We start from the raw sequence: 20,412 nt of genomic DNA on the forward strand, positions 1-20,412 counted from the left end.
CCTCAGATCTCCTCGGGTTTCGGAGCGTCGACCGGGCCGGCGAGCTCCAGCGCCAGCGTCGCCAGGACGCCGAGGCCGCGGGCGAGATCGGCCGGGTCGGTGTGTTCGCGCACGTTGTGGCTGAGCCCGTCGACCGACGGCACGAAGATCATCGCCGCCGGGCAGACCCGAGCGAGCATCTGGGCGTCGTGGCCGGCCCCCGACGGCATCCGGCGATGGCTGTGGCCGAGGCGCGCCGCGGTCGCTTCGACGCGCGCCACCAGCGCCGGATCGAAGGCCACCGGCGCGAAGCGGGCGAGGCTGCGGGTCGCCGCGTCCACCCGCTCTTCCGCCGCGACCCGGGCGACGAGTCCCGCGAGCCGGCCCTCGGCCTCGACCAGCGTCGCCTCGTCGGGGTGGCGCAGGTCGACGGTCATCACCGCGGTCTGGGCGATGACGTTGACCAGATCCGGCTTCAGCCGCAGCGATCCGACCGTCCCGACCATGTCGCCGCCGATCGCCCGAGCGATCTCGCCGACCCCGGCGGCGATTCGCGCCGCCGCCAGACCCGCGTCGTGGCGAAGCCGCATCGGCGTGCAGCCGGCATGCGACGAGCGCCCGCCGAGGGTGACCTCGGTCCAGGAGATGCCCTGGACGCCTTCGACCACGCCGATCTCGACGCCCTCGGCCTCGAGCACCGGCCCCTGTTCGATGTGCAGTTCGAGATAGGCCGCGGCGGTCACCCCGCCGAGCGGCGCGGTACCGGCGAAGCCGATTCTCTCGAGATCGTCGCCGAGCCGGGTGCCGTCGATGCTGCGCACCTCGAGGGCGGCGGCGAGATCGAGCCCGCCGACGTGGACCAGACTGCCGAGCATGTCGGGCTGGAAGCGCGCGCCCTCTTCGTTGGTGAACACCGCGACGGTCACCGGCCGCCGCGTGGCGATCGCCCCATCGTCGAGCGCCGCCAGCACTTCGAGCCCGGCCAGCACCCCGAGATTGCCGTCGTAGAGACCGCCGGTCGCCACCGTGTCGATGTGCGAACCGATCATCACCGACGGCCCCGGCTCGATCCCCGGCCGGGTGGCGAAGATGTTGCCGATCGGATCGACCACCACCTCCAGCTCGGCCGCCCGCATCCATTCGACCACCAGCGCCCGGCCGGCGCCGTCGGCGGCGGTCAGGGCCAGCCGCGACACGCCGCCGCCGTCCAGCGCTCCGACTCGGCCGAGCGCCGCGAGCCGCGCCGACAGGCGCGCGATGTCGACCGGCGGGATCATGACCGCACCTCCGTCGCCTTGTGTTGAGGGATCGTCCGCCGCGGCGCCGAAACGGCCGGGCGGGCCGCAAAATCCGCGGTGATCGCAATCGTCGACATCTCTGCTTCCATCCTGCCACGAAGAGGTCCCGCGCGATCATCGACCATCGCGCCGACTCCTCTCTCCGTCGATCCATGAGCCGACGATAGAAGGATTATTTCGCGCCGCGGAAAAGCGCAAACTCACCGTCCGGAAACGTACCGATGGGACGGGCCGCGCGTCGGCGCGCGCCGAAGCCGCGTCGCCGTCCGCGCCCGATCGCCCGCTCAGCCTTCGATCTGGTAGCCCGCCCGCGCGATCACCGGCGCCAGGATCGGGATCACCGGTGCCAGATGGCCGAGATAGTGGCGGTAGCGATAGCGGGAATCGTCGTAGAGCTTTTCGGTGACCTGGGCGTAGCTGGCGGTACGGGCATAGCGCCTGTTCTCGTGGAACTTCAGGCAATGCTTGTCGAAGGGCAGACCGACGAAGTCGAGGATCCGCCGCACCTGCGCCTCCTGATCGTCGACGATGTCCTCGTAGCGCACCGCCAGATAGTTCAGATCCATCTCGCGCCGATAGTGTTCGACCAGATCGCTCACCCAGACGTAATGCTGGGCGATGGTCTCCAGCGCATTGGCGCAATGGTAGCCGTGGGTGAGATGGTTGGAATAGACCGACAGCACCACGTCGAGCGGGTGGCGCAGCACGTGCAGCAGCGGCGCGGCCGGGAAGATCAACGAGATCAATCCGAGATGGGTCTCGTTGAGCGGCATCTTGTCGGTGACGAACCGCGTGCCCGGCTCGATCGGCACCTGTTGCGCGACGCGGCGGAGATAATGGTCGCGCAGCTCGTCGAGCCCGTCCCGATGGTCGCCCATCCACAGATCGGCGAGCGCCTCCGGATAGGGCAGCGGACTTTCGAGCAGGCGCGGCATCAGGTTGGTGAGGTCGTTGACGAACGGCAGTTCGTCGCCGGCCGAGACCTTCGGATGCGCCGACAGGGTCTGCTCGACCATGGTCGTGCCCGAACGCGGAAACCCCAGGATGAACAGCGGCCGCGGTCCGCGCTCGACCCGCGCCGCGCGCGGCACGATCTGCAGCCGCTCGGCGGTGAAATAGGCCTTCAGCCGATCGAACAGGTGCGCGACCTGCCGCTCGTCGTAGACGACGCCGCTCTCCTCGACGATTTTGCGCTTGCCGGCGGCGAAGGCCGCGAAGGCCTCGTCCCACCGACCCATCTTGTCGAGCAGCCGGCCCTTTTCCAGGAGTTCGTTGGAGCCCAGCCCCCCGGCCTCGCTCTGCCGCTCGATCCGGTCGAGGATCTCCAGGGCGGCGGCGTAGTCCTTGGTGCGGCCGCGCAGGATCGCCCGATGCAGCAGCAGGCTCGGATGGCCCGGCGCCAGCTCTTCCGCCCGGTCGAGCAGGACATCGGCGTGGGCGAAGTCGCGGTCGGTCTCCTCGAGCCGCGCCCAGCCCGACAGGGTTTGCAGCACCGCCGGCGCGAGCGAAACCGATTCCTCGTAGAGGGCGCGGGCCTCGGCCATCTTGCCCTGATTCTTGAGGTTCCAGGCGAGGTTGGCGAGCAGGATCGGCTGGCGCCGGCCGAGCAGTTCGAGCGCCCGGCGGTAGTGGAATTCGCCGATCTGCGGCCGATGGGCGTCCGTCAGAATCATGCCCATCAGATTGTGCGACTGCGGATCGGTCGGCCCGATGCGCACCGAATTGCGGGCATAGGCCTCGGCCTCGGCGAGGTCGCCCTTGCCGAACAGCAGCAGCGCGAGCTCTTGGGTCGCCCACAGATTGTTCGGGTCGAGCCCGACCAGCCGGCGCACCAGTGCCTCGGCCGCCGCCGTCGCGCCTTCCGCCTTGCGGATCTGATAGAGCACGGCCAACGCCCCGCCCTGCCCCGGCGCCAGTTCGAGCACTTCGAGGCACAGCCGCTCGGCTTCGCTCCGTTCGCCGCGGGCGTGGTCGGCGATCGCCCGATCGACCAGCGGCAACAGGTGGCGGCTGGCGGAGGCCGGCCCCAGGGTCCGGAAATCGAGTTGGCAGCAGCGCTCGGGCCGCAGTCCGCTGCCGCAGGCGCAAGAGAGGGTGGGCGAAACGCTCATACGACGATGGTCCCGATCGTTCCTCCCCCCGCCGCGCAGGCGGCGGGGGGAGCTGGTCAGAACGACCAGGAGAATTTGGCCGCCACGGCGTTCTCTCGCACGGTGTCCGACGCGGTGCCGCGATAGGAGAGACCGAGCTTGCCGTGGCTGCCGATGGTCAGATCGCTGCCGACTTCGAACAACGCGGCGTTGCGGGAGATCGCCACGCCGGACGAACCGAAGCCGATGCCGGTGGCCTTGAAGGTCGCCGCGACCGTCGGAGTCAGATCACCGCCGGCATACTGCCACGCCGCCGAGAGGTGCGGCAGCAGGGCCACGGTGTCGCTCATCGCCCAGCGGGTGCCGAGCCGCAGACCGACCGTCGAGGTCGCGATGTCCGAGGTCGAGCGCCGCACGTCGAGCGCCGCGGCGCCGCCGCTCTCGCGCACCGCCCCGTCGGTGACATGCGCATAGGCCAGCCCGACGAAGGGCTCCAGCGCCAGGTCGCGCCAGGCGAAGCCGTAGCCGATCTCGCCGAACACCTGTCCGGTCTCGGCGCGATGGTTCGACCGCAGCGAATCGGCGAAGCCCGGGAACACCACCGCGCGGGTCATGTGCACGTCGCTCCAGCCGTAGGAGGCACCCAGCCGCACATCGAAGGCGCCGAAGGTGCGACCGCCGTAGAGGCCGAGGGTGTAGCCGTCGATCGTGGCCGAACTGCCGCGTCCCGCCGTCGACAGGCGGGAATTGATGTAGCCGCCGGCCAGGCCGAGGCGCCAATCGTCGTCGGTACGCACGTCGAGTCCCGAGACGATGCCCGAGCGATCGTGGCCGACCGTCGCGGCATTGCCGTTGCCGCCGATCTGGCCCCAGCCGCCGAAGGCTTCGCTCCAGGCGGTCAGCGGCGAGACGGGCGCGCGCCGTCCGCCGAGCGCCGCGCCGGGCCGCGCCCAGGCGCCGTCGTCGCCGTCGGCATAGCCGAGCACCGCCGGTCCACCGACGGCGAGTGCCGCCAGCGTGCCGGAGTCGCCGTGCGCCGACTGGCGCAGGCGGCCGAACAGGGCCTGCGCCACCGCCGCGCCGTCGCTGTGCACGGCGGTGGTCACGCCGGCGTAGGGCTCGGCCGACAGCCGCTCGAAGGCGGTGCGGGCGCCGGCGGCGGTCTGGCGGATCACCGCCTGATAGAGCGCCGAATTCGCCCCGCCGGCCTCGACCGCGTTGGCGGCGGCGGCCTGATTGGGGGTCAGAGCCAGAGTGGAGAAGCGGATGCCGGTGTTGATCAGCGTCAACGACACCGTGTCGGCGCCATAGGTGAGCGTCGGCGTGAGGAAGGCGAGGTCGGTGGAGGTCGAGGCGAATCGACCGGTCACCGTCGTCGCGCGCAGGATCGTATAGGCGGTCGACAAGGCATAGGTGCCGACCGCGGCCTTCACCGTCAGCGCCCCGTCGAGCGTCGCCGCGCCGCCCACCACCAACTGCGAACTCGCGCCGGTGGCATCGACGGCCACCTGCAGCGTGCCGCCTGCGGTCTGGGCGAAGGCGCCGGCGATGGTCAGCGTGCCGCCCGCCGCTCCCGGCTGGAGCGTGCCGGCATTGGTGACCGAAGCGATCGTCCAATGGCCCGAGGCCGTCCAGGTCGCGCCGCTGCCGACCGTCAGGAGACTGCCGACGCCGAAGTGCACCAGATCGGACGCGAGCGTGCCCGTCCCGGCCAGCGTGATCCGGCCGGCGCCGGTGCCGCCTTCGACCGAGCCGTCGAGGACCGAGCCGGTGGTGAGCGTGAGGTCGTTGAGGCCCGCGCCGAATTCGACGGCGATCCCGCCCGTGCCGCGGATGGTGCCGCTGTTGGTGACGGTCGCCCCGGTGCCGTCGAAGCGCAGGCCGACGAGGCCGGCGATCGTGCCGGTGTTGGTCAGGGTCACGTCGCTCGCCACCGTGACGCCGGCGACGCCGTCGTCGAGGATCGTGCCGGCGTTGACCACCGTGCTGCCTTTTCCGGCCCTGAGGCCGTAGCTGCCGCCCTGGATGGTTCCGGTGATCGTGTTGGTCAGCGACCCGCCGCCGCCGAGAACGACGCCGCTGCCGTTCATCCCGACGATGCTGCCGCTGTTGACGATCGTGCCGGCGCCCTCGACGCCGTCGACGGCACCGGTCACCATGCCGCTGTTGTGGAGCGTGCCCGTGTTGGTCAGGGTCCCGGTCGAGGTCAGCGTGCCGGAATTGTCGATCGTCCCGGTGTTGTTCAGCACCCCGCTGTTGGTCAGCGACGCGGTGTTGGTGAGTTTGCCCTGGTTGTCGATCGTGCCGGAGTTGGCCGCCGTGCCGGTATTGGTCAGCGTGCCGGTATTGGTCAGGACGGCGTAATTTCCGAAGGTGCTGCTGGTCTCGATGGTACCGGCATTGGTCGAATCCGCGCCGATCCACACCGTGCCGCCGTTCACGAGATGGGCCCCGAAGCCGACCGACAGGCTGCCGGTGAGCGTGCCCTGATTGGTCAGCGTGCCGCTGACCACCGCGGCATTGTCGATCGCCGAAGCGGCGTCGACCACCTGGGTGGCATCGGAGAAGGCGACGGACTTGAACCCGAACACCGAGACCCCGGTGAGCGCGGCGCTGTCGCGAACGACCAGCGTGTTGTCGCCGGATCCGCCGTCGGCGATGCCGCTCAGCGTGCTGCCGGCTTCCAGGATCAGGGTGTTGGTGCCGCCCGCGAACTTCACCGCCGTGGCGCCGGCGCCGGAGATCACCCCGAAATTGTCGATGACGCCCTGACCGCCGGTGAACAGCACCCCAACCCCCGTGAGGCCGGTGCCGGAGATCGTGCCGTGGTTGGTGATCGTCACGTCGCCGTCGTCGACCCGGATCCCGGCCGTGGCGCCGGTGATCGTGCCGGTGTTGTCGATGGTCCCGGTGCTGGCCATGCCGGCGAACACCACGCCGGCGCCGCGCGTCCCGGTGATGGTCCCGGCGTTGGTCAGCGTACCGCCGCCGCCGAGGCTCACGCCGTCACGGCCGCCGCCGATCTGCGACGCGACGCCGATGTTGGTGACCACCGCGGTGGCCGTCAGATCGACCGCGACGCCCGAAGCCGAGACGGCGAGGATCGTGCCGGAATTGGTCACCGCCGCACCCTGGCCGGCGATCGCCGCGAGGTTGCCGGTGATGTGGGCGCCGACCGCGTTGGTCACCGCGCCGGTCCCGTTCAGGGATACCCTGCCGCTGATCGTGCCACGATTGGTCAGCTGGCCGGAATCGGTGAAGCTGCCCGAGGACAGCGTCAGCTGGCCATCATTGGTGACCGTGCCCGTATGGCCGAAGATGCCGGTGTTGGTGAAGGTCCCGTTCGTGTCGATGCCGAGGCTGCCGCTGTCGGTCATCTTGCCGCTGTTGGCGAAGCTCCCCGCAACCGTCAGTGCACCGAGATTGGAGAAAGTCCCGGCATTGGTGAAGGTGGTGCCGCTCGCCACGGTCATCGTGCCGTTGTTGGTCATCGACAGCGGCGAAGCGACGGTATTGGTCCCGTCGAAGCTCCATTTCGCACCGTTCATCACTTCGAACGATTCGAAACCGACGAAGTTCGTGCCCCCGATGCCGGTGAACGTGGCGGTCGCCGAGCCGCCGAACTGCAGCTTGTCGGTGCCCGCCCCGGCATCGACGATGCCGTTGAACACGCCTCCCGGCATCACCCGCACGATGTCGTCGCTGGTGCGGTCGAACAGCACCGCGGTGCCGCCGGCGCCGGTGATCGTGCCGGAATTGACCAGAGTGTTGGTGTAGCCGAGGAGATTGACCCGGACGCCGATGCCGCTGGCCGTGTCGGTGCCGACGATCGTGCCGGAATTGGTGACCGTCGCGCCGGCACCATAGGCGTTGAGGACATAGGCGCCGATCGTCTTGCCGGACACCGTCGCGCCGACCTTGTTGGTCAACCGGCCGCCGCTCTGCATGTAGAGGCCCTGTTGGGCGCTGCTCGAAATCGTCCCGTAATTGTAGATCGTGGCGACGGCGCCGCCCGCGGTGAACCAGGCGGCCGCGCCGTAGGCGGCGCTGACGGTGCCGTGGTTGATCAGGACGGTGGGCGCGCGGGCGATGATGCCTATCCGAGTGCCCGAGATCGAACTGCCGCTGCCGTAGTTGTAGATCGCGCCACCGCCGCCCAACTCCACCCCGGCGTCCGGGCCGAAGCCGGTTCCGGCGATCGTTCCGTAGTTGGTCACCGTGCCGGTGCCACCGGTGATCCGAACACCGGTCGCCCCATAGATCGAGGCTCCGGTCGTGCCGTTGTACACCCTGCCGCCGGCGGTCAACTCCACGCCGACGCCGGCCGAACTGCCGCCCAGAATGCTGCCGGTGTTGTCGATGTTGGCGAATTCCCGCGATGCCCGAATGGCCGTGCCGGTCGCGTCCGAGGCCGAGATCGAACCGTCGTTGGTCAGCATGCCGCCGTTAGCCAAGTAGACGCCCGACCCGATGCCGGAGATCGTCCCGCTCGGGGTGTTGGTGATCACGCTGGCATTGGTGTTCGAGCGGACGCCCGTATCGTTGACGTTGTTGACGTCGGTTCCGGTCGCGACGATCGTGCCGCTGTTGAAGAGCGAGGCGGTGCCGGTCCCCAACTGGACGCCGCCGACGCCGGTGATCGTGCCCCCGACGTGGTTGAAGACCGAACCGTGGTCGATGTTCACACCGAAGGCACCCGTGCCGACGATGTTGCCGTCGTTGGTCACCGTGGCTTCGGCGCCGCCGGTCGAGCCGAACGACACCCCGGTGACGCCGGTGATCAGCCCGCTCGCGGCATTGGTGACGGTGCCGCCGGCATACCAGACGGCCACGCCGGTACCGAAGGGGCTGCTGATCGTCCCGGAATTGGTGAGGTGGAGATCCCCGTTCCTGACGTAGACGCCGTAGGCGTTGCCGCTGATCGATGCCGTCGTCGTCACATTGGTGATCGTGCCGCCGCCGTCGAAATTGATCCCGACGCCGGCGCTGGTGATCGTGCCGAGGTTGGTCACGGTCCAGACTTGGCTCGCATCGCCGGTGATTGCGGGGCCGCCGCTGAGGATCGTCGCGGTGTCGACGATGAAATTGTTGCCGACACCCAGGTAGGTGAGATCGACCACGGTGCTGCTCGGCGGAATGTTCGTCGCCTGGGCCTGCGCGGCACTCGGCAGCAGGATGCCCATGGTCATCACCACCGGGGCGATCCGCAGGGCGACGGTCGCGCAACTGCTCAGCAACACGGCGACGCGGGAGCGCCGGTCGGCCCGAACGAATCGCGAAGACGAGGAGACGTCGCGGCAGGGGGCGCAAGAATACATGTAATTTCACTCCGGCGGAGCCGAGAATTCGTCAACGCCACCAGAGATGTCAGCGCCTTCTTGCGATTCGTGACTGGACCGGATTCGATTACATCAGATGCAAATCAGTCATGATCGTCAATCAGCGCACATCCGCGAAAATTGTCCATGTAAAAGAACATAGGGACAAAACTAATTCTGTTCAGAACTTCAATGCCACACACGGCGGGCCGGACTGTCGCAGCCCGGCGGAGCGCCCGCCCGCCTCACGGTCGCCGGCCACAGTCGAAATCGAGCAGCGACTCGCCGTGCGCCTGGAAGCGCGACGAGGCCTGCACGTTGAGCACCCAGAACCCGTCCCGGCCGTGGTCGAACTTCGCTCCCACCACCACCAGGGTCTGGCGCGCCATCGCCGCCGGCGCGCGACGAATCGACTCGGGCAGCAGCGCGGCGACGTTGACCGTCGCCAGATCCGGCGTCGTCACCCGCCGCGCCGAGAAGAGCACGCCCTCGATCGGTCGGCGCAGCACGACCCAGTCGTCGCCGATGCGGTCGCGATCGGCCTCGATCGCCGCGACCACCTCGGGCCTCACGCAAGCGGTGTGAATGTGCAGCTGATTCTGGCTGCGCCCCATCTTCGAATTGACCGCCAGCGCCACCTCGCTGCGGTCGAGCGGCCGGCCGGCATCGGCCGCGACCAGATCGCGGGCGTGCCACGCCGCCTGCCAGTAGGCCGCGCTCTCCGGCGCCAGAAACGCCGGCGCCTCGATGCCGACCATCCGCCGCAACGGTACCGTGAGGACGTGGCCCGAGCCGACCACCAGCGTCGCCCGGCCCGGTTCGCGGTCGGTCGCCGGCGTGACGTCGGAACAGGGATAGGGAACGCCGACCGTCGCCGTGGTCCCGCAGACATAGGTGACGACCCGCCAGAGATCGTTCGGTCCGAGGCTGAGGCCGCGGTGCGAGATCTCCAGCGCCGACCCCGCATCGATGCCCGCCAGCAGGCAGCCCACGGCGATCAGAACCGCCGCCGCGCGGCGGGCCGAGAGGCGCGCGATCTTCGGTGCTTCCATGGGCCCTCGCCGAGATGGCCCCGTCGGGGCTCGTCCGAGTTTCGCAACGGCGCGCGGCGCGGCCGCCCGCCTAACGCTCGACCCCGGAGAAGATCACCGCGATCGTCGCGCCGGCGTCGGGCTTCGCGATCACCCCGGCCAAGCCGGCGGTGCCGGTCGCCGAGGCGGCGATGGCGGTGGCGCGTCGGCCGGCATCATGGGCCGCCGCGACCTGGGCCTCGTCGACGACGACGGTCGACCCGCGGCTGGCCCGAAGGCCCTCGGCGATCGCCCACCAATCGTAGGTCTCGTCGTCGAGAATGCCGTGCGCGAGACTGGTCGGCGTCGTCTCCCACGCCCACATGAACCGCGATCGTGTCTTCGCTGCGACGTCGAGCTCGACGCCGGCGAGGCGCTCCCAGGCCCGGGCCAGCGGCGCACAGCCGGCGGTCTGCACGGCGATCAGTTTCGGCAGGGCGGGCAGCAGCCCGTTGGCGCGGGCGAGGGCGAGGCCTTGCGCCAGCGCGCTCGCCAGCGCCCCGCCGCCGACCTGCACGAACAGCGCGTCAGGCACCGCGCCGGCGCGGGCGAACCCTTCGGCCATCTCGAAGGCCAGCGTCCGCCCACCCTCGATCGCCAGCCCGTTGTCGGTGCCCTGGACGCCGAAGGGCAGCGCACCGGCGGCGACCGCCTCGCGGAAGCGCAGGTAGCAGGGATCGCCGATCTCGCCCGGCCGCCGCTCGCAGACGGTGATCGCCGCGCCGAGCGCCCGCAGCCGCGCCGGCACCGAGGCCTCGGCATCGGGCGGAATGAACACCTCGAGCGGCCAGTCGGCCGCCCGCGCCACCGCCGCCGCCGCCAGCGCGGCATTGCCGCAGGAGGCGATCGCCAGCCGCCGCGCCCGCAACCCTTCGCCGGCCGGCAAGCGCGCGGCCTCGAGCACGCGGAGGTAGAGCATCACGCCCATCAGATGGCGGGCCTTGTGCGAGCCCGACACGTTGCCGGTCTCGTCCTTGACCCACAAGGCCGCGGACCGGCCGAGCGCTCGGGCCAGCGCCGGTTGCTCGGCCATCGGCGTGACGCGGAAGCCGCGCCCGTCGACGCCGATCAGCGCCCGGTCGAGTTCGCCCACCAGATCGACCCAGGCGGCGTCCGAGAGCCCCGCCGCGCGCGCCAGTCGATAGGGCGACAACCACGCGCGGTAGCGCATGAACGGATCGTCTTCCGCGCCGATCGGCGGCGCCTCCGCCTCGCGCTCGACCACCAGCACGTGGTCGACGTCGTCGCCCGGCCCACCGGCGTTCGGGCAACGGAAGGCCAGACGCGCGTCGGCTTCGACCCGCGCGCCGCAGCCGTGGCAGCGAAAGGTCACCATCGGACTAGCGGCCGAGCCGGGCGGCGGCGCCGCTCTTTTCGTTGACCGCGGCGATCATCTCGTCCCAGGCCGGCACCAGATCGAGCAGGCCGTCCCAATAGGACTGCTGCATGCGCGCCTTGAAGTCCGCGAGGTCGACGCCCTGCTGTTCCACCCAGGTGAAATAACCGAGATTGAAGATCCGCTTGCGATCGACGTGGCTCAGTTCGATCAGATCGCTGGTCGACGTCGCCGCCAGCGAGCGGCCCCAGGTCTCGCCCGCCGCCACCGCATCGAAGCGGTTGCCGAAGTCGCGGCGGATCACCTTGTCGATCTCGCTGCCGTACATCGCCGCACCGTCGGTGGCGATCGAAACCACCACGTCGTCGGGGCCCATGTCGAAATACTTGGCGGTCTTGATCGCCGCCAGCAGGTTGCAGATCGACGACAGGCCGAAGTTCGACAGCAGCGCGACCAGTGCCGGGTCCAGTCCCCGCCGTTCGACCAGATAAGTGCGGCCGACCTCGGTGTTGAACAGCACGATCAGGCGATCGGTGTCGGCATCGCTGACGCCGACCACCAGATCGGTGTTCATGACGTTGTGGATATAGGGAACGTGCTTGTCGCCGATGCCCTGGATGTTGTGCTCGCCGAAGCCGTTCTCGAGCAGCGTCGGGCATTCCGAGGCCTCGACCGCGACGATCTTGGTGCCGCGCCGTTCCTTCAGATGATCACCGGCCGCCAGCGTGCCGCTCGACCCGGAAGCCGACACGAAGGCCGCGAGCCGCGAGCCGGGGCGCCCGGCGGTGACCTTTTCGAACAGCGTGTCGAGCGCCGCGCCGGTGCAGGTGCGGTGGACCAGATAGTTTCCGAACTCGCAGAACTGATTGAAGATGATGTTGTCGGGGTCGGCGTCGAGGCGGGCGCACTCGTCGTAGATCTCCTTGACGTTGCTCTCCGAGCCGGGCGTGCGGACGATGTCGCCGGGCGACACCACCCACTTGTCGAGCCAGTCGAAGCGCTCGCGGCTCATGTTCTCGGGCAGCACGGCGACGCCGCGGCAGCCGAGGATGCGCGAGATGGCGACGCCGCCGCGGCAGTAGTTGCCGGTCGACGGCCACACCGCCTTGTGGTGGCCGGTGTCGAACTGGCCGGTGACCAGCCGCGGGACGAGGCAGCCGTAGGCGGCGAGCACCTTGTGGGCGGCGATCATCGGGAAGCGATTGCCGAGCGCCAGCACGATGCGCGCCTTGACGCCGGTCAGTTCGCTCGGAAGCTCGACATGGACCGGCGCGTCGGCGAAGCCGCGGCGGGCCGCGTCGTTGAACCAGTGGACGCGGAACAGATTGAGTGGATCGGCGACGTCGGCGTCGATGTCGACCAGACGCCGGCGCACGGCTTCGGGGATCGTCGCGGGATTCGCGAGTTGCGCCAGGGTCGGCAGCAGTACGTCGTCCTGTCCGAGACGCGCGATGGTCCGGTCGAGGACCTGTTGATCGACGACGTTGCTCTCCAAACCCAACCGCGCCATGTTCCCTGATCCTTTCGATTGTCCCTCGCAGCGCCCTCGCGCTGCCGCGGCTTCCCCCCGGGGGTCGAGATCACGCCGGACCGCAGCGGCGCACCGAGAGGCTGCAGGCGCCGCCGGGCCCGAGATCCGAGGGCGAGAGCGACACGCGCGCACGAAAACTCCCGAAGACCGAGCGGCGCACTCGCATAGGCCGGAACCGCGATCGACGCAACGGCCGACGCGCCCCGCGAAACGCGGATCTGCGCCGCGTGGCGTCGGTCCCGCGGGCGTGGCAGCGGCATGCGCGGGCGGCCGCGATCTCCGACGCGGTCGACAACGCGCGGCAGTGGTTCGGCCGGCACCGGTGATGCAACCGGCGCGGCTCGCCGGCGCGAACGGAAGCCGATCTCCGGATCATCGCCGGTCGGCGGCGGCGAATTCGGCGATCACCCAGTCGATGAAGACGCGGACCCGAGGGGAGAGCTGGCGGCTTCGCGGATAGAGCAGCGAGGCCGGCGTCGGCGTCGGCGGATGGTCCGGCAGGATCTCGACGAGGTCGCCGGCGCGCAGGGCCGCCGCGACGTGATAGCGCGGCACCTGGATCAGCCCGAGCCCCAGTTGCGCCGCAGCGACGTAACTCTCGGCCGCCCCGACGATCACCGCCGCGGGCAGCACGATCTCGCGCACCGCGCCGCCCACCGTGAATTCGAGCGGCAGGACGCCGCCGATCGCGGTCGAATGGAAACCGATCATCCGATGGCCGTCGCCGAGCGCCTCGAGGCTCGCCGGCATCCCGTGGCGCGCGACATAGCCGGGCGAGGCGAGCGTCACTTCCGCGAGCATCGCGACGCGCCGAACGATCATGTCGCTGTCCTGCGGCACCCCGACCCGCAACACGCAGTCGATCCCCTCGCGGACCAGATCGGCGAGCCGATCGCCCTCGCTCATCTGCACGGTGAGGTCCGGATAGGTCGCCAGGAAGGCCGGCAGGTGCGGCAGCACGAAATGCCGGGCGAGTGTGCCGTGCACGTCGACCCGGAGCAGCCCCTTGGGCTTGGCCCCGGCGAAGGCGCCCTCGGCCTCCTCGACATCGGCGAGAATCGCCAGACAACGCCGCAGATAGGCCTCGCCGTCGAGGGTCGGAGCGACGTGACGGGTCGTCCGCTGCAACAGGCTCACCCCGAGCCGCCGCTCGAGCTGTTTGACCGCATCGGTGACGGTCGAACGCGGCAGGCCGAGATCGTCCGCCGCGAGCGTGAAGCTGCGCCGCTCGGCCACTCTCGCAAAGATCCGCATGGCGTCGAAACGATCCATTGTTCGTGATTTCCGGATTGTGATGGCGAATCATCGGCGATTATCCGTCGACGGGCAAGTGGCATGGTCTCTCCACCGGACGTGCCGAGGGCGCGCCGAACCCGACCAGGAGAGACCAAATGTCCGAGACCCATCGCGTCGCCATCGTCACCGGCGCGTCGCGCGGCATCGGCGCGGCAATCGCCCGCCGCCTCGGCCGCGACGGCTTCACCGTGATCGTCGACTACGCCGGCAACGCCGCCGCCGCCGAAGCGGTCGTCGCCGCGATCGAGGCGGCCGGCGGCCGCGCCGTCACCCACCGCGCCGACGTCGCCGACCCCGCCGCGGTCACCGGCCTGTTCGACGCGGCGGAGGCCGCCTTCGGGCGGGTCGACGTGCTGATCAACAACGCCGGCATCATGAAGCTGGCGAAACTCGCCGAGGTCGACGATGCCGCGATCGACGACCAGATCGCCGTCAACCTGAAGGGCGCCGTCCACACGATGCGCGAAGCCGCCCGACGGCTCGCCGACGGCGGCCGCATCGTCAATCTGTCGACCAGCGTCGTCGGCCTGAAGCTCGAGAGCTACGGCATCTATGCGGCGACCAAGGCGGCGATCGAGGCCCTAACCGGGATCCTCGCCAAGGAACTGCGCGGCCGCTCGATCTCGGTCAACGCGGTCGCCCCCGGCCCGACCGCCACCGACCTGTTCCTCGACGGCAAGTCGCCGGAACTGATCGCCCGTATGGCGGCGATGAACCCGCTCGAACGGCTCGGCACGCCCGACGACATCGCCGCGGCGGTCGCCTTCCTGGTCGGCCCCGACGGCGGCTGGATCAACGGTCAGGTGCTGCGCGCCAACGGCGGCATGATCTGACGCCGTCCCGCCCCACTCACCTCCGAAGCGAACCGAGGATCCTTGCCATGAATCGGATCATTCTCGTCACCGGCGCGTCGAGCGGCTTCGGCCGGCTCACCGCCGAAGCGCTGGCCCGCGCCGGACACACCGTCTGGGCCTCGATGCGCGACATCGCCGACCGCAACGCCGCCAACGCCGCGGCGATCGCGAAACACGCCGCCGACACCGGCCTCGACCTCCGGACGGTCGAGATCGACGTGCAGTCGCAGCCCTCGGTCGACGCCGGCCCGATGGAGGCTCGTGAACTCGTCGCCGACGTCCGGAAGACGGTGAAGGCCGGGGTCGACCCGATCGAGCGCAAGAAGGTCGCGGAGGCCGGAGAAGCCGAGACGCCGAGCTTCGGGGCCTTCGCCGACGTATCGATCGGCACGATCGAATCCGGCTTCCGCGACGAGAAGCCCATCGACCAGTGGAAGCAGACCCTGGGCGATGCCTAGTGCGCCTCGATCCGCAAGAAGGTCATCGACACCGTCACCACCTAGGACATCGTCGACATCCTCAAGCCGCTCCGGGCAACCAAGCAGGAGAAGGCTTCCCGCCTCCGCGGGCGCGTCGAGAAGGTCCCGGCCGCCGCCGAGGTGACGGGGTGGCGGACCGGTGAGAATCCCGCCCAGTGGCGCGGGCACCTCGACCACCTGTTGCCGCGTCGCCAGAAGCTCCAGCGCGGCCATCGGCCGGCGATGCCCTACGTGACGTCCCCGCCTTCATCGGCCGCCTGTGCGGCCCTTGCCGCGCGAGCGCTCGAATTCCGGATGCTGACCGCCGCTCGCACCGGCGAGGTGACCGGCGCCACCTGGGCCGAGATCGACCTCGCCTCGAAAGTCTGGACGGTTCCCGCAGGTCGAATGAAGGCGGGCCGTGAGCACCGCGTGCCGTTGTCGATCCGAGCGATCGAGGTCCTGAACGAGGCGACGAAACGACGCGAGAGCGCGGAACCGGACGCCCACCTGTTCCCGAGCAGCCGGCGAGGACAACCGCTGTCGAGCATGGCGTTCGAGCAGTCGCTGGTGCGGGTGGGCGAGACCGGCTTCGGACCTCACGGCTTCCGATCGTCCTTCCGCGACGGGTGCGGCGCGTGCACGCCGTTCCCTCGAGAGGTCGCCGAGGCGGCACTCGCCCACGTCGTCGGCAACTCGGTCGAGCAGGCCGACCGCCGCGGGGATGCACTCGAAAAACGTCGGGCGATGATGGAAGCCTGAGCAGACCATTTGGCCGCGACGAGGCGGCACGGCGATGAAAATCGAGGCCCCCGCGGAACAGCTCGTTCCGGCTCGATGTCGATCTCCCGAAGAACTCCCGAGGTCGGCGGGACGGTCGGTTCAGACGGTCGCTCCGGGCAGCAGTTCGAAGCCGAGGTCGTAGGTGCCGGGATCGGCGTCGGTGCACAGCAACCGCGCCGCCATCTCGCCAACGCGGCGGCGAGGGGTTCGGATGGTCGTGAGGGCGAGCGGCGCCTGCTGAGCGACGTCGAGGCCGTTGTAACCCATCAGCGCCAGACGTCCGGGGACCGCGATACCGCTCGCCAGACACTCGAAATAGCCCCCGAGTGCCATGTCGTCGTTGGAGAAGTAGACCGCGTCGAGGGCGGGGGCGCGCGACACGAGCGCGGCCAGAGCGATGCGCCCACCCTCGACGGAGGAATGGCCGGAGATGATCTCGCGGTCGACCAGACTCACCCCGGCTTCACCGAGACCGGTGACGAATCCCTCGAACCGCTTGCCGGCGCGCCGGTCCCGCTCGATGTCGTGGCCGACGTAGCCGATCCGGCGGCGTCCGCGGTCGACGAGGTGGCGGGCGCTCGCCGCGCCGGCGGCGCGATTGGAAAAGCCGACGACCAGATCCAGGCCGGTCCCGTCGGTGTCGAAGATTTCGACGACGCGCAGACCGGCGCCGAGCATCATCGTCCGAGCTCGCTGAGTGTGTTCGATGCCGGCGACCACCAGTCCGGAAGGGCGCCAGGCCAGCATCGATTCGATCAGCCGCTCTTCCCGGGTCGGGTCGTAGCCGGACACCGCGAAGACCGCTTGGCGGTCGCGTTCGGTCAGAACTGCCTCGGCGCCCGACAAGACGTCGGCGAAGACGATGTTGGTGACCGACGGGATGACGAAGGCGATCAGCCGCGAACCCGGCGACGCCAGCGTGCCGGCGATGCGGTTGGGGACATAGCCGAGCTTGGCGACCGCGGCCGTCACCTTGGCGCGCGCCGTCTCGGAGACCGCCCCGCGCCCGCGCAGGACCCGCGAGACCGTGCTCTCGCCGAGACCGGCTTCGCGTGCGACGTCCGAGATCGTCACCGCCGCGTGTGAACCGGGATCGGGCATGGCTGGCTCTCCGGGGATGTTCGGCGCAGACCGGCAGGCGCGACGACGCGACGATCGAAGCCGGCACTATGTGAAGCCGGCCGCGTCGGCGCAAGGCGAGCGGCCGCCGATCGATCGGCGTCGGAGTGCCCCCGCACTCCGTCGAAAGTCGGGCCCCATCACGATTGGCAGCGCTGCCAATTTGGCTTACCCTTGGAAATTCCAAGAAGGCAGGCTTGCACCTGAAATTGGCAGCGCTGCCACATCGCGAAAATGAAGAAACCGTCGATCGAAGGCGGACACTCCATGGGTGGGACGCGATCACAGGCCGGCGATGGCGCCGCTCACGTCGACGATGCCGACCGACGTCGGGCACCGGCACCGATCGATCGACGAAACCGGACGGACCTGCAGCCACGGATTCCGAGCCCCGCGGCCGAGGGGGGACCAATCGGTCGCCCGATCCCGGCGGCCGACCGGGACGGCCCGCGGCCGGCGGGGCAATCGGGCGCCACGGCCGGCGATGATTCAATCGTCGAGCGTCTTGAGAAAGGTGCCGGGTGTCTTGCCGAACTGCCGTTTGAACGCAGCGATGAACGACGAGGTGGTCTCGTAGCCGGTCGCATAGGCAGTGGTGCTGACGTTGCGGGTCGCCTCCAGCGAGCCGATCGCCATCATCAGCTTGAACTTGACCCGCCATTCCCGAAACGACAGACCGGTCTCGCGCAGGAACGTCCGCTCGAGCGTGCGTTCCGACAGCGCCGCGGTCTTGGCGATGTCGAGCACCGTCAGCTCGGTGTCGGGCGAACGCAGCAGATTGGTGCAGCTCTCGAGCAAGGCCGGGGTCTTCGGCATCGGCAGATGGAACTGCGACTCGTTCAGACCGACGAGTTGATCGAGGAACACGCGGACGAGACGTCCGTCCGGCCCCGCCAGATCGTATGCGACCGGCAGCGCCGCGACCGCCCGGATCAGTTCGCGCATCAGCGGCGTGACCTCGAGAACCCGACAGCGGTCGGCGATCCAATCCGTCTCGCTCGGATCGATGAAGAAGTTGCGCCGTTCGGTGCGAACCGACGCGATCACTTCGTGCGTCACCTCCGGCGGAATCCACACCGCCCAGTGCGGCGGCGCGAGAAAGGTTCCGAGGTCGCTGTGGACCAACAACACGCCTTTGATCGCATAGGTCAGCTGGGCCCAGGAATGTTTGTGCCAGGGGTTGCGGTTCCCCCCGGGGAGCGTCTTCACGCGCGCAAACACCGGGCGCGGCAACTGGTCCATCGGCTCACCTTGTCGGATCGCGAACATCGATTGGCGCGTCGCCGAAAGACGTCCGTAGGGCTCCTGATATCATCGGGTCGGGAAAGGAGAAACCCCATGCCACGAAAGTTCAAGGCCCTGGCCATCGGTGATGCCATGATCCAGGGCGACGCATTCGAAGCTTCCTTGAAGGCGCGCCTCGGCCCCTATGTCGACGATCTCCGGGTCGGAGATTGGGAAACCGACTGGGATAGACTTCAGACTCGCCGGCTAGTGGTCGAAAAGCAAGGTCCCGAAGTCGAAATCGTCGAGCCGCTCATCCTCGAGCAGGGTGGCGATGCGGAGTTGCTGTCCGGTCTCTTCCTGGCGATCTCGTCCAAGGTCATGGACGCGATGCCCAAGCTGCGGATCGCCGGCGTCGCCCGCGCCGGCGTCGAGAACGTCAACGTCAAGGAAGCCACGGCCCGCGGCATCCTCGTCTTCAACGTGATGGGACGCAACGCCGAAGCGGTGTCCGACTTCGCCGTCGGCCTGATCCTGGCGGAGAGCCGCAACATCGCCCGGGCCCACATGGCGATCAAGAACGGTGTCTGGCGCAAGAAGTTCTCGAATTCGGCCTGCGTGCCGGAACTGAAGGGCAAGACCGTCGGTCTGTTCGGCTTCGGGTTCATCGGCCGGCGAGTGGCTCGCAAGCTGTCCGGCTTCGACGTCAACCTGCTGGTCCACGACACCTACGTCGATCCGGCCGAGATCGAAGCGATCGGTGGCAAGGCCGTCGACAAGGAGACGCTGCTGCGCGAGGCCGACTTCATCTCGCTGCATGCCCGTCTGCTGCCGGGGGGTGTGCCTCTGATCGGGGCGAGCGATTTCGCCCTGATGAAGCCGACGGCCTACATCGTCAACACCGCACGGGCGGGTCTGGTCGATCAGAAGGCGCTGGTCGAGGCTCTGAAGTCCGGTCGCATCGCCGGCGCCGGGCTCGATGTCCATCCCACCGAGCCGATCGATCCGGCGAGCGAAATCCTCGAGCTCGACAATGTGACGCTCACCACGCACATCGCCGGGACCACCCGCGAAGCCCTGACGCGGTCGCCGGACCTGTTGTTCGACGACATCGCCAAGCTCTTCGCCGGCGATCGGCCGGTCGGCATCGCCAACCCCGAAGTGCTGCAGGACGCGGGCTTCGAGGCTTGGCTGAAAGGAGTGCGGCAATGAAAGCGTCCTTCGCCGAGATGCTCGCGACGGCGCGCCGCGAGCACTACGCGGTCGGGTCCTTCAACGTCTACGGCTACGAGACGATCCGCGGCGTCATCGAGACCAGCCGGGATCTCGGACAGCCGGCGATCGTCGCCTTCGGTGCCGGTTATCTGCCCAACATGGAACTGGACGAGGTCGCCGGTCTCGTCACGACCATGTCGGCGCAGGTCGCCACCCCGATCGTCCTCCATCTCGATCACTGCAAATCCTTCGAGACGATCGTTCGAGCGATCAAGGCCGGCTTCACCTCGGTGATGTTCGACGGCTCCGCCCTGCCGTTCGAAGAGAACCTGGCCGAGACGGCGCGTGTGGTGCGGGTCGCTCATGCCGCCGGCGTCGGCGTCGAGGCCGAACTCGGCGCCTTGGCCAAGGGTGCCCACTCCAACGAAGAGGAGGGCGAGGAGATCTACACCTCGCCTGCCGAAGCCGAACGCTTCGTCGCGGAGACGAAAGTCGACGCCCTCGCCGTGTCGATCGGCACCGTGCACGGAATGTACAAGGGAACACCGAAAGTCGATGTCGGCGTCTTGAAGAAGATCGCCGCCGTCTGCCCGATTCCGCTCGTCCTGCACGGCGGATCCGGCACACCGGAGCAGATAATCCTGGAATGCATCACCGATGGAATCGCCAAAATCAACGTCAATACAGAGATCTCGATGCATGCCCTCGACTTGATCAGGGCACATTTGGGATCCGGTGGGGAAACGCATCTTTCACAAGTCGGCCGTCTGACGGTCGGCGCAGTCAAGGACGTGGTCGGCAAGTACATGGGTCTGTTCCGTAACGCCTGAGCGAATGGGGA

Annotated in this window: 14 protein-coding genes; 5 read left to right on the forward strand and 9 right to left on the reverse strand. The window is 69.0% G+C overall.

The annotated features are described in order from the left end of the window. Positions 1 to 2: 2 nt before the first annotated feature. The 7 genes from EYW49_RS05060 to EYW49_RS05090 form a co-directional block, all read right to left on the reverse strand. Positions 3 to 1,256 (reverse strand): Zn-dependent hydrolase, encoded by a 1,254-nt coding sequence (locus tag EYW49_RS05060; protein WP_131306860.1) that lies wholly within the window; start codon positions 1,254 to 1,256, stop codon positions 3 to 5. A gap of 305 nt (positions 1,257 to 1,561) precedes the next feature. Then, complete coding sequence (locus tag EYW49_RS05065; RefSeq protein ID WP_206365385.1) at positions 1,562 to 3,388, reverse strand: sulfotransferase; 1,827 nt, start codon at positions 3,386 to 3,388, stop codon at positions 1,562 to 1,564. Positions 3,389 to 3,444: 56 nt separating this feature from the next. Continuing rightward, entirely contained in the window at positions 3,445 to 8,607 is a 5,163-nt protein-coding gene (locus EYW49_RS05070; protein ID WP_131306862.1) for an autotransporter domain-containing protein, read from the reverse strand. 323 nt (positions 8,608 to 8,930) lie between these two features. Next, on the reverse strand, positions 8,931 to 9,737 hold the full coding sequence (locus tag EYW49_RS05075; protein ID WP_131306864.1) for a CDP-diacylglycerol diphosphatase: 807 nt from the start codon (positions 9,735 to 9,737) through the stop codon (positions 8,931 to 8,933). A gap of 70 nt (positions 9,738 to 9,807) precedes the next feature. Continuing rightward, positions 9,808 to 11,088: a PLP-dependent lyase/thiolase gene (locus EYW49_RS05080; protein WP_165498133.1), complete on the reverse strand. Its 1,281-nt coding sequence runs from the start codon at positions 11,086 to 11,088 to the stop codon at positions 9,808 to 9,810. 7 nt (positions 11,089 to 11,095) lie between these two features. Beyond that, positions 11,096 to 12,601: a pyridoxal-phosphate dependent enzyme gene (locus EYW49_RS05085; RefSeq protein ID WP_131306868.1), complete on the reverse strand. Its 1,506-nt coding sequence runs from the start codon at positions 12,599 to 12,601 to the stop codon at positions 11,096 to 11,098. Between the two features lie 393 nt (positions 12,602 to 12,994). Further along, positions 12,995 to 13,894, reverse strand: a complete 900-nt coding sequence (locus EYW49_RS05090; RefSeq protein ID WP_131306871.1) for a LysR family transcriptional regulator — start codon at positions 13,892 to 13,894, stop codon at positions 12,995 to 12,997. Between the two features lie 119 nt (positions 13,895 to 14,013). Between EYW49_RS05090 and EYW49_RS05095 the strand changes: the two genes are divergently transcribed. The 3 genes from EYW49_RS05095 to EYW49_RS05105 are packed head-to-tail and all read left to right on the forward strand — an operon-like array spanning position 14,014 to position 15,992. Then, positions 14,014 to 14,751 (forward strand): SDR family oxidoreductase, encoded by a 738-nt coding sequence (locus tag EYW49_RS05095; protein WP_131306872.1) that lies wholly within the window; start codon positions 14,014 to 14,016, stop codon positions 14,749 to 14,751. Positions 14,752 to 14,798: 47 nt separating this feature from the next. Next, positions 14,799 to 15,230, forward strand: coding sequence for an SDR family NAD(P)-dependent oxidoreductase (locus EYW49_RS23710; RefSeq protein ID WP_131306874.1), 432 nt, complete (start codon positions 14,799 to 14,801; stop codon positions 15,228 to 15,230). A gap of 57 nt (positions 15,231 to 15,287) precedes the next feature. Beyond that, positions 15,288 to 15,992 (forward strand): tyrosine-type recombinase/integrase, encoded by a 705-nt coding sequence (locus EYW49_RS05105; RefSeq protein WP_407695462.1) that lies wholly within the window; start codon positions 15,288 to 15,290, stop codon positions 15,990 to 15,992. Between the two features lie 120 nt (positions 15,993 to 16,112). Here EYW49_RS05105 and EYW49_RS05110 read toward each other — a convergent pair whose 3' ends face one another. Both EYW49_RS05110 and EYW49_RS05115 read right to left on the reverse strand, forming a co-directional pair. After that, positions 16,113 to 17,114, reverse strand: coding sequence for a LacI family DNA-binding transcriptional regulator (locus EYW49_RS05110; RefSeq protein WP_131306878.1), 1,002 nt, complete (start codon positions 17,112 to 17,114; stop codon positions 16,113 to 16,115). Between the two features lie 507 nt (positions 17,115 to 17,621). Continuing rightward, positions 17,622 to 18,341, reverse strand: a complete 720-nt coding sequence (locus tag EYW49_RS05115) for an AraC family transcriptional regulator (protein WP_206365386.1) — start codon at positions 18,339 to 18,341, stop codon at positions 17,622 to 17,624. A gap of 129 nt (positions 18,342 to 18,470) precedes the next feature. On the opposite strand from EYW49_RS05115, the gene EYW49_RS05120 reads away from it, so the two are divergent. After that, positions 18,471 to 19,568: a 2-hydroxyacid dehydrogenase gene (locus EYW49_RS05120; RefSeq protein ID WP_131306882.1), complete on the forward strand. Its 1,098-nt coding sequence runs from the start codon at positions 18,471 to 18,473 to the stop codon at positions 19,566 to 19,568. Next, complete coding sequence (locus EYW49_RS05125; protein ID WP_131306884.1) at positions 19,565 to 20,401, forward strand: class II fructose-bisphosphate aldolase; 837 nt, start codon at positions 19,565 to 19,567, stop codon at positions 20,399 to 20,401. Before EYW49_RS05120 ends, EYW49_RS05125 begins: the two co-directional genes overlap by 4 nt. Positions 20,402 to 20,412 lie beyond the last annotated feature (11 nt).

Origin of the sequence: Siculibacillus lacustris (assembly GCF_004328075.1) — a bacterium.
Taxonomy (GTDB): Bacteria; Pseudomonadota; Alphaproteobacteria; order Rhizobiales; family Ancalomicrobiaceae; genus Siculibacillus; species Siculibacillus lacustris.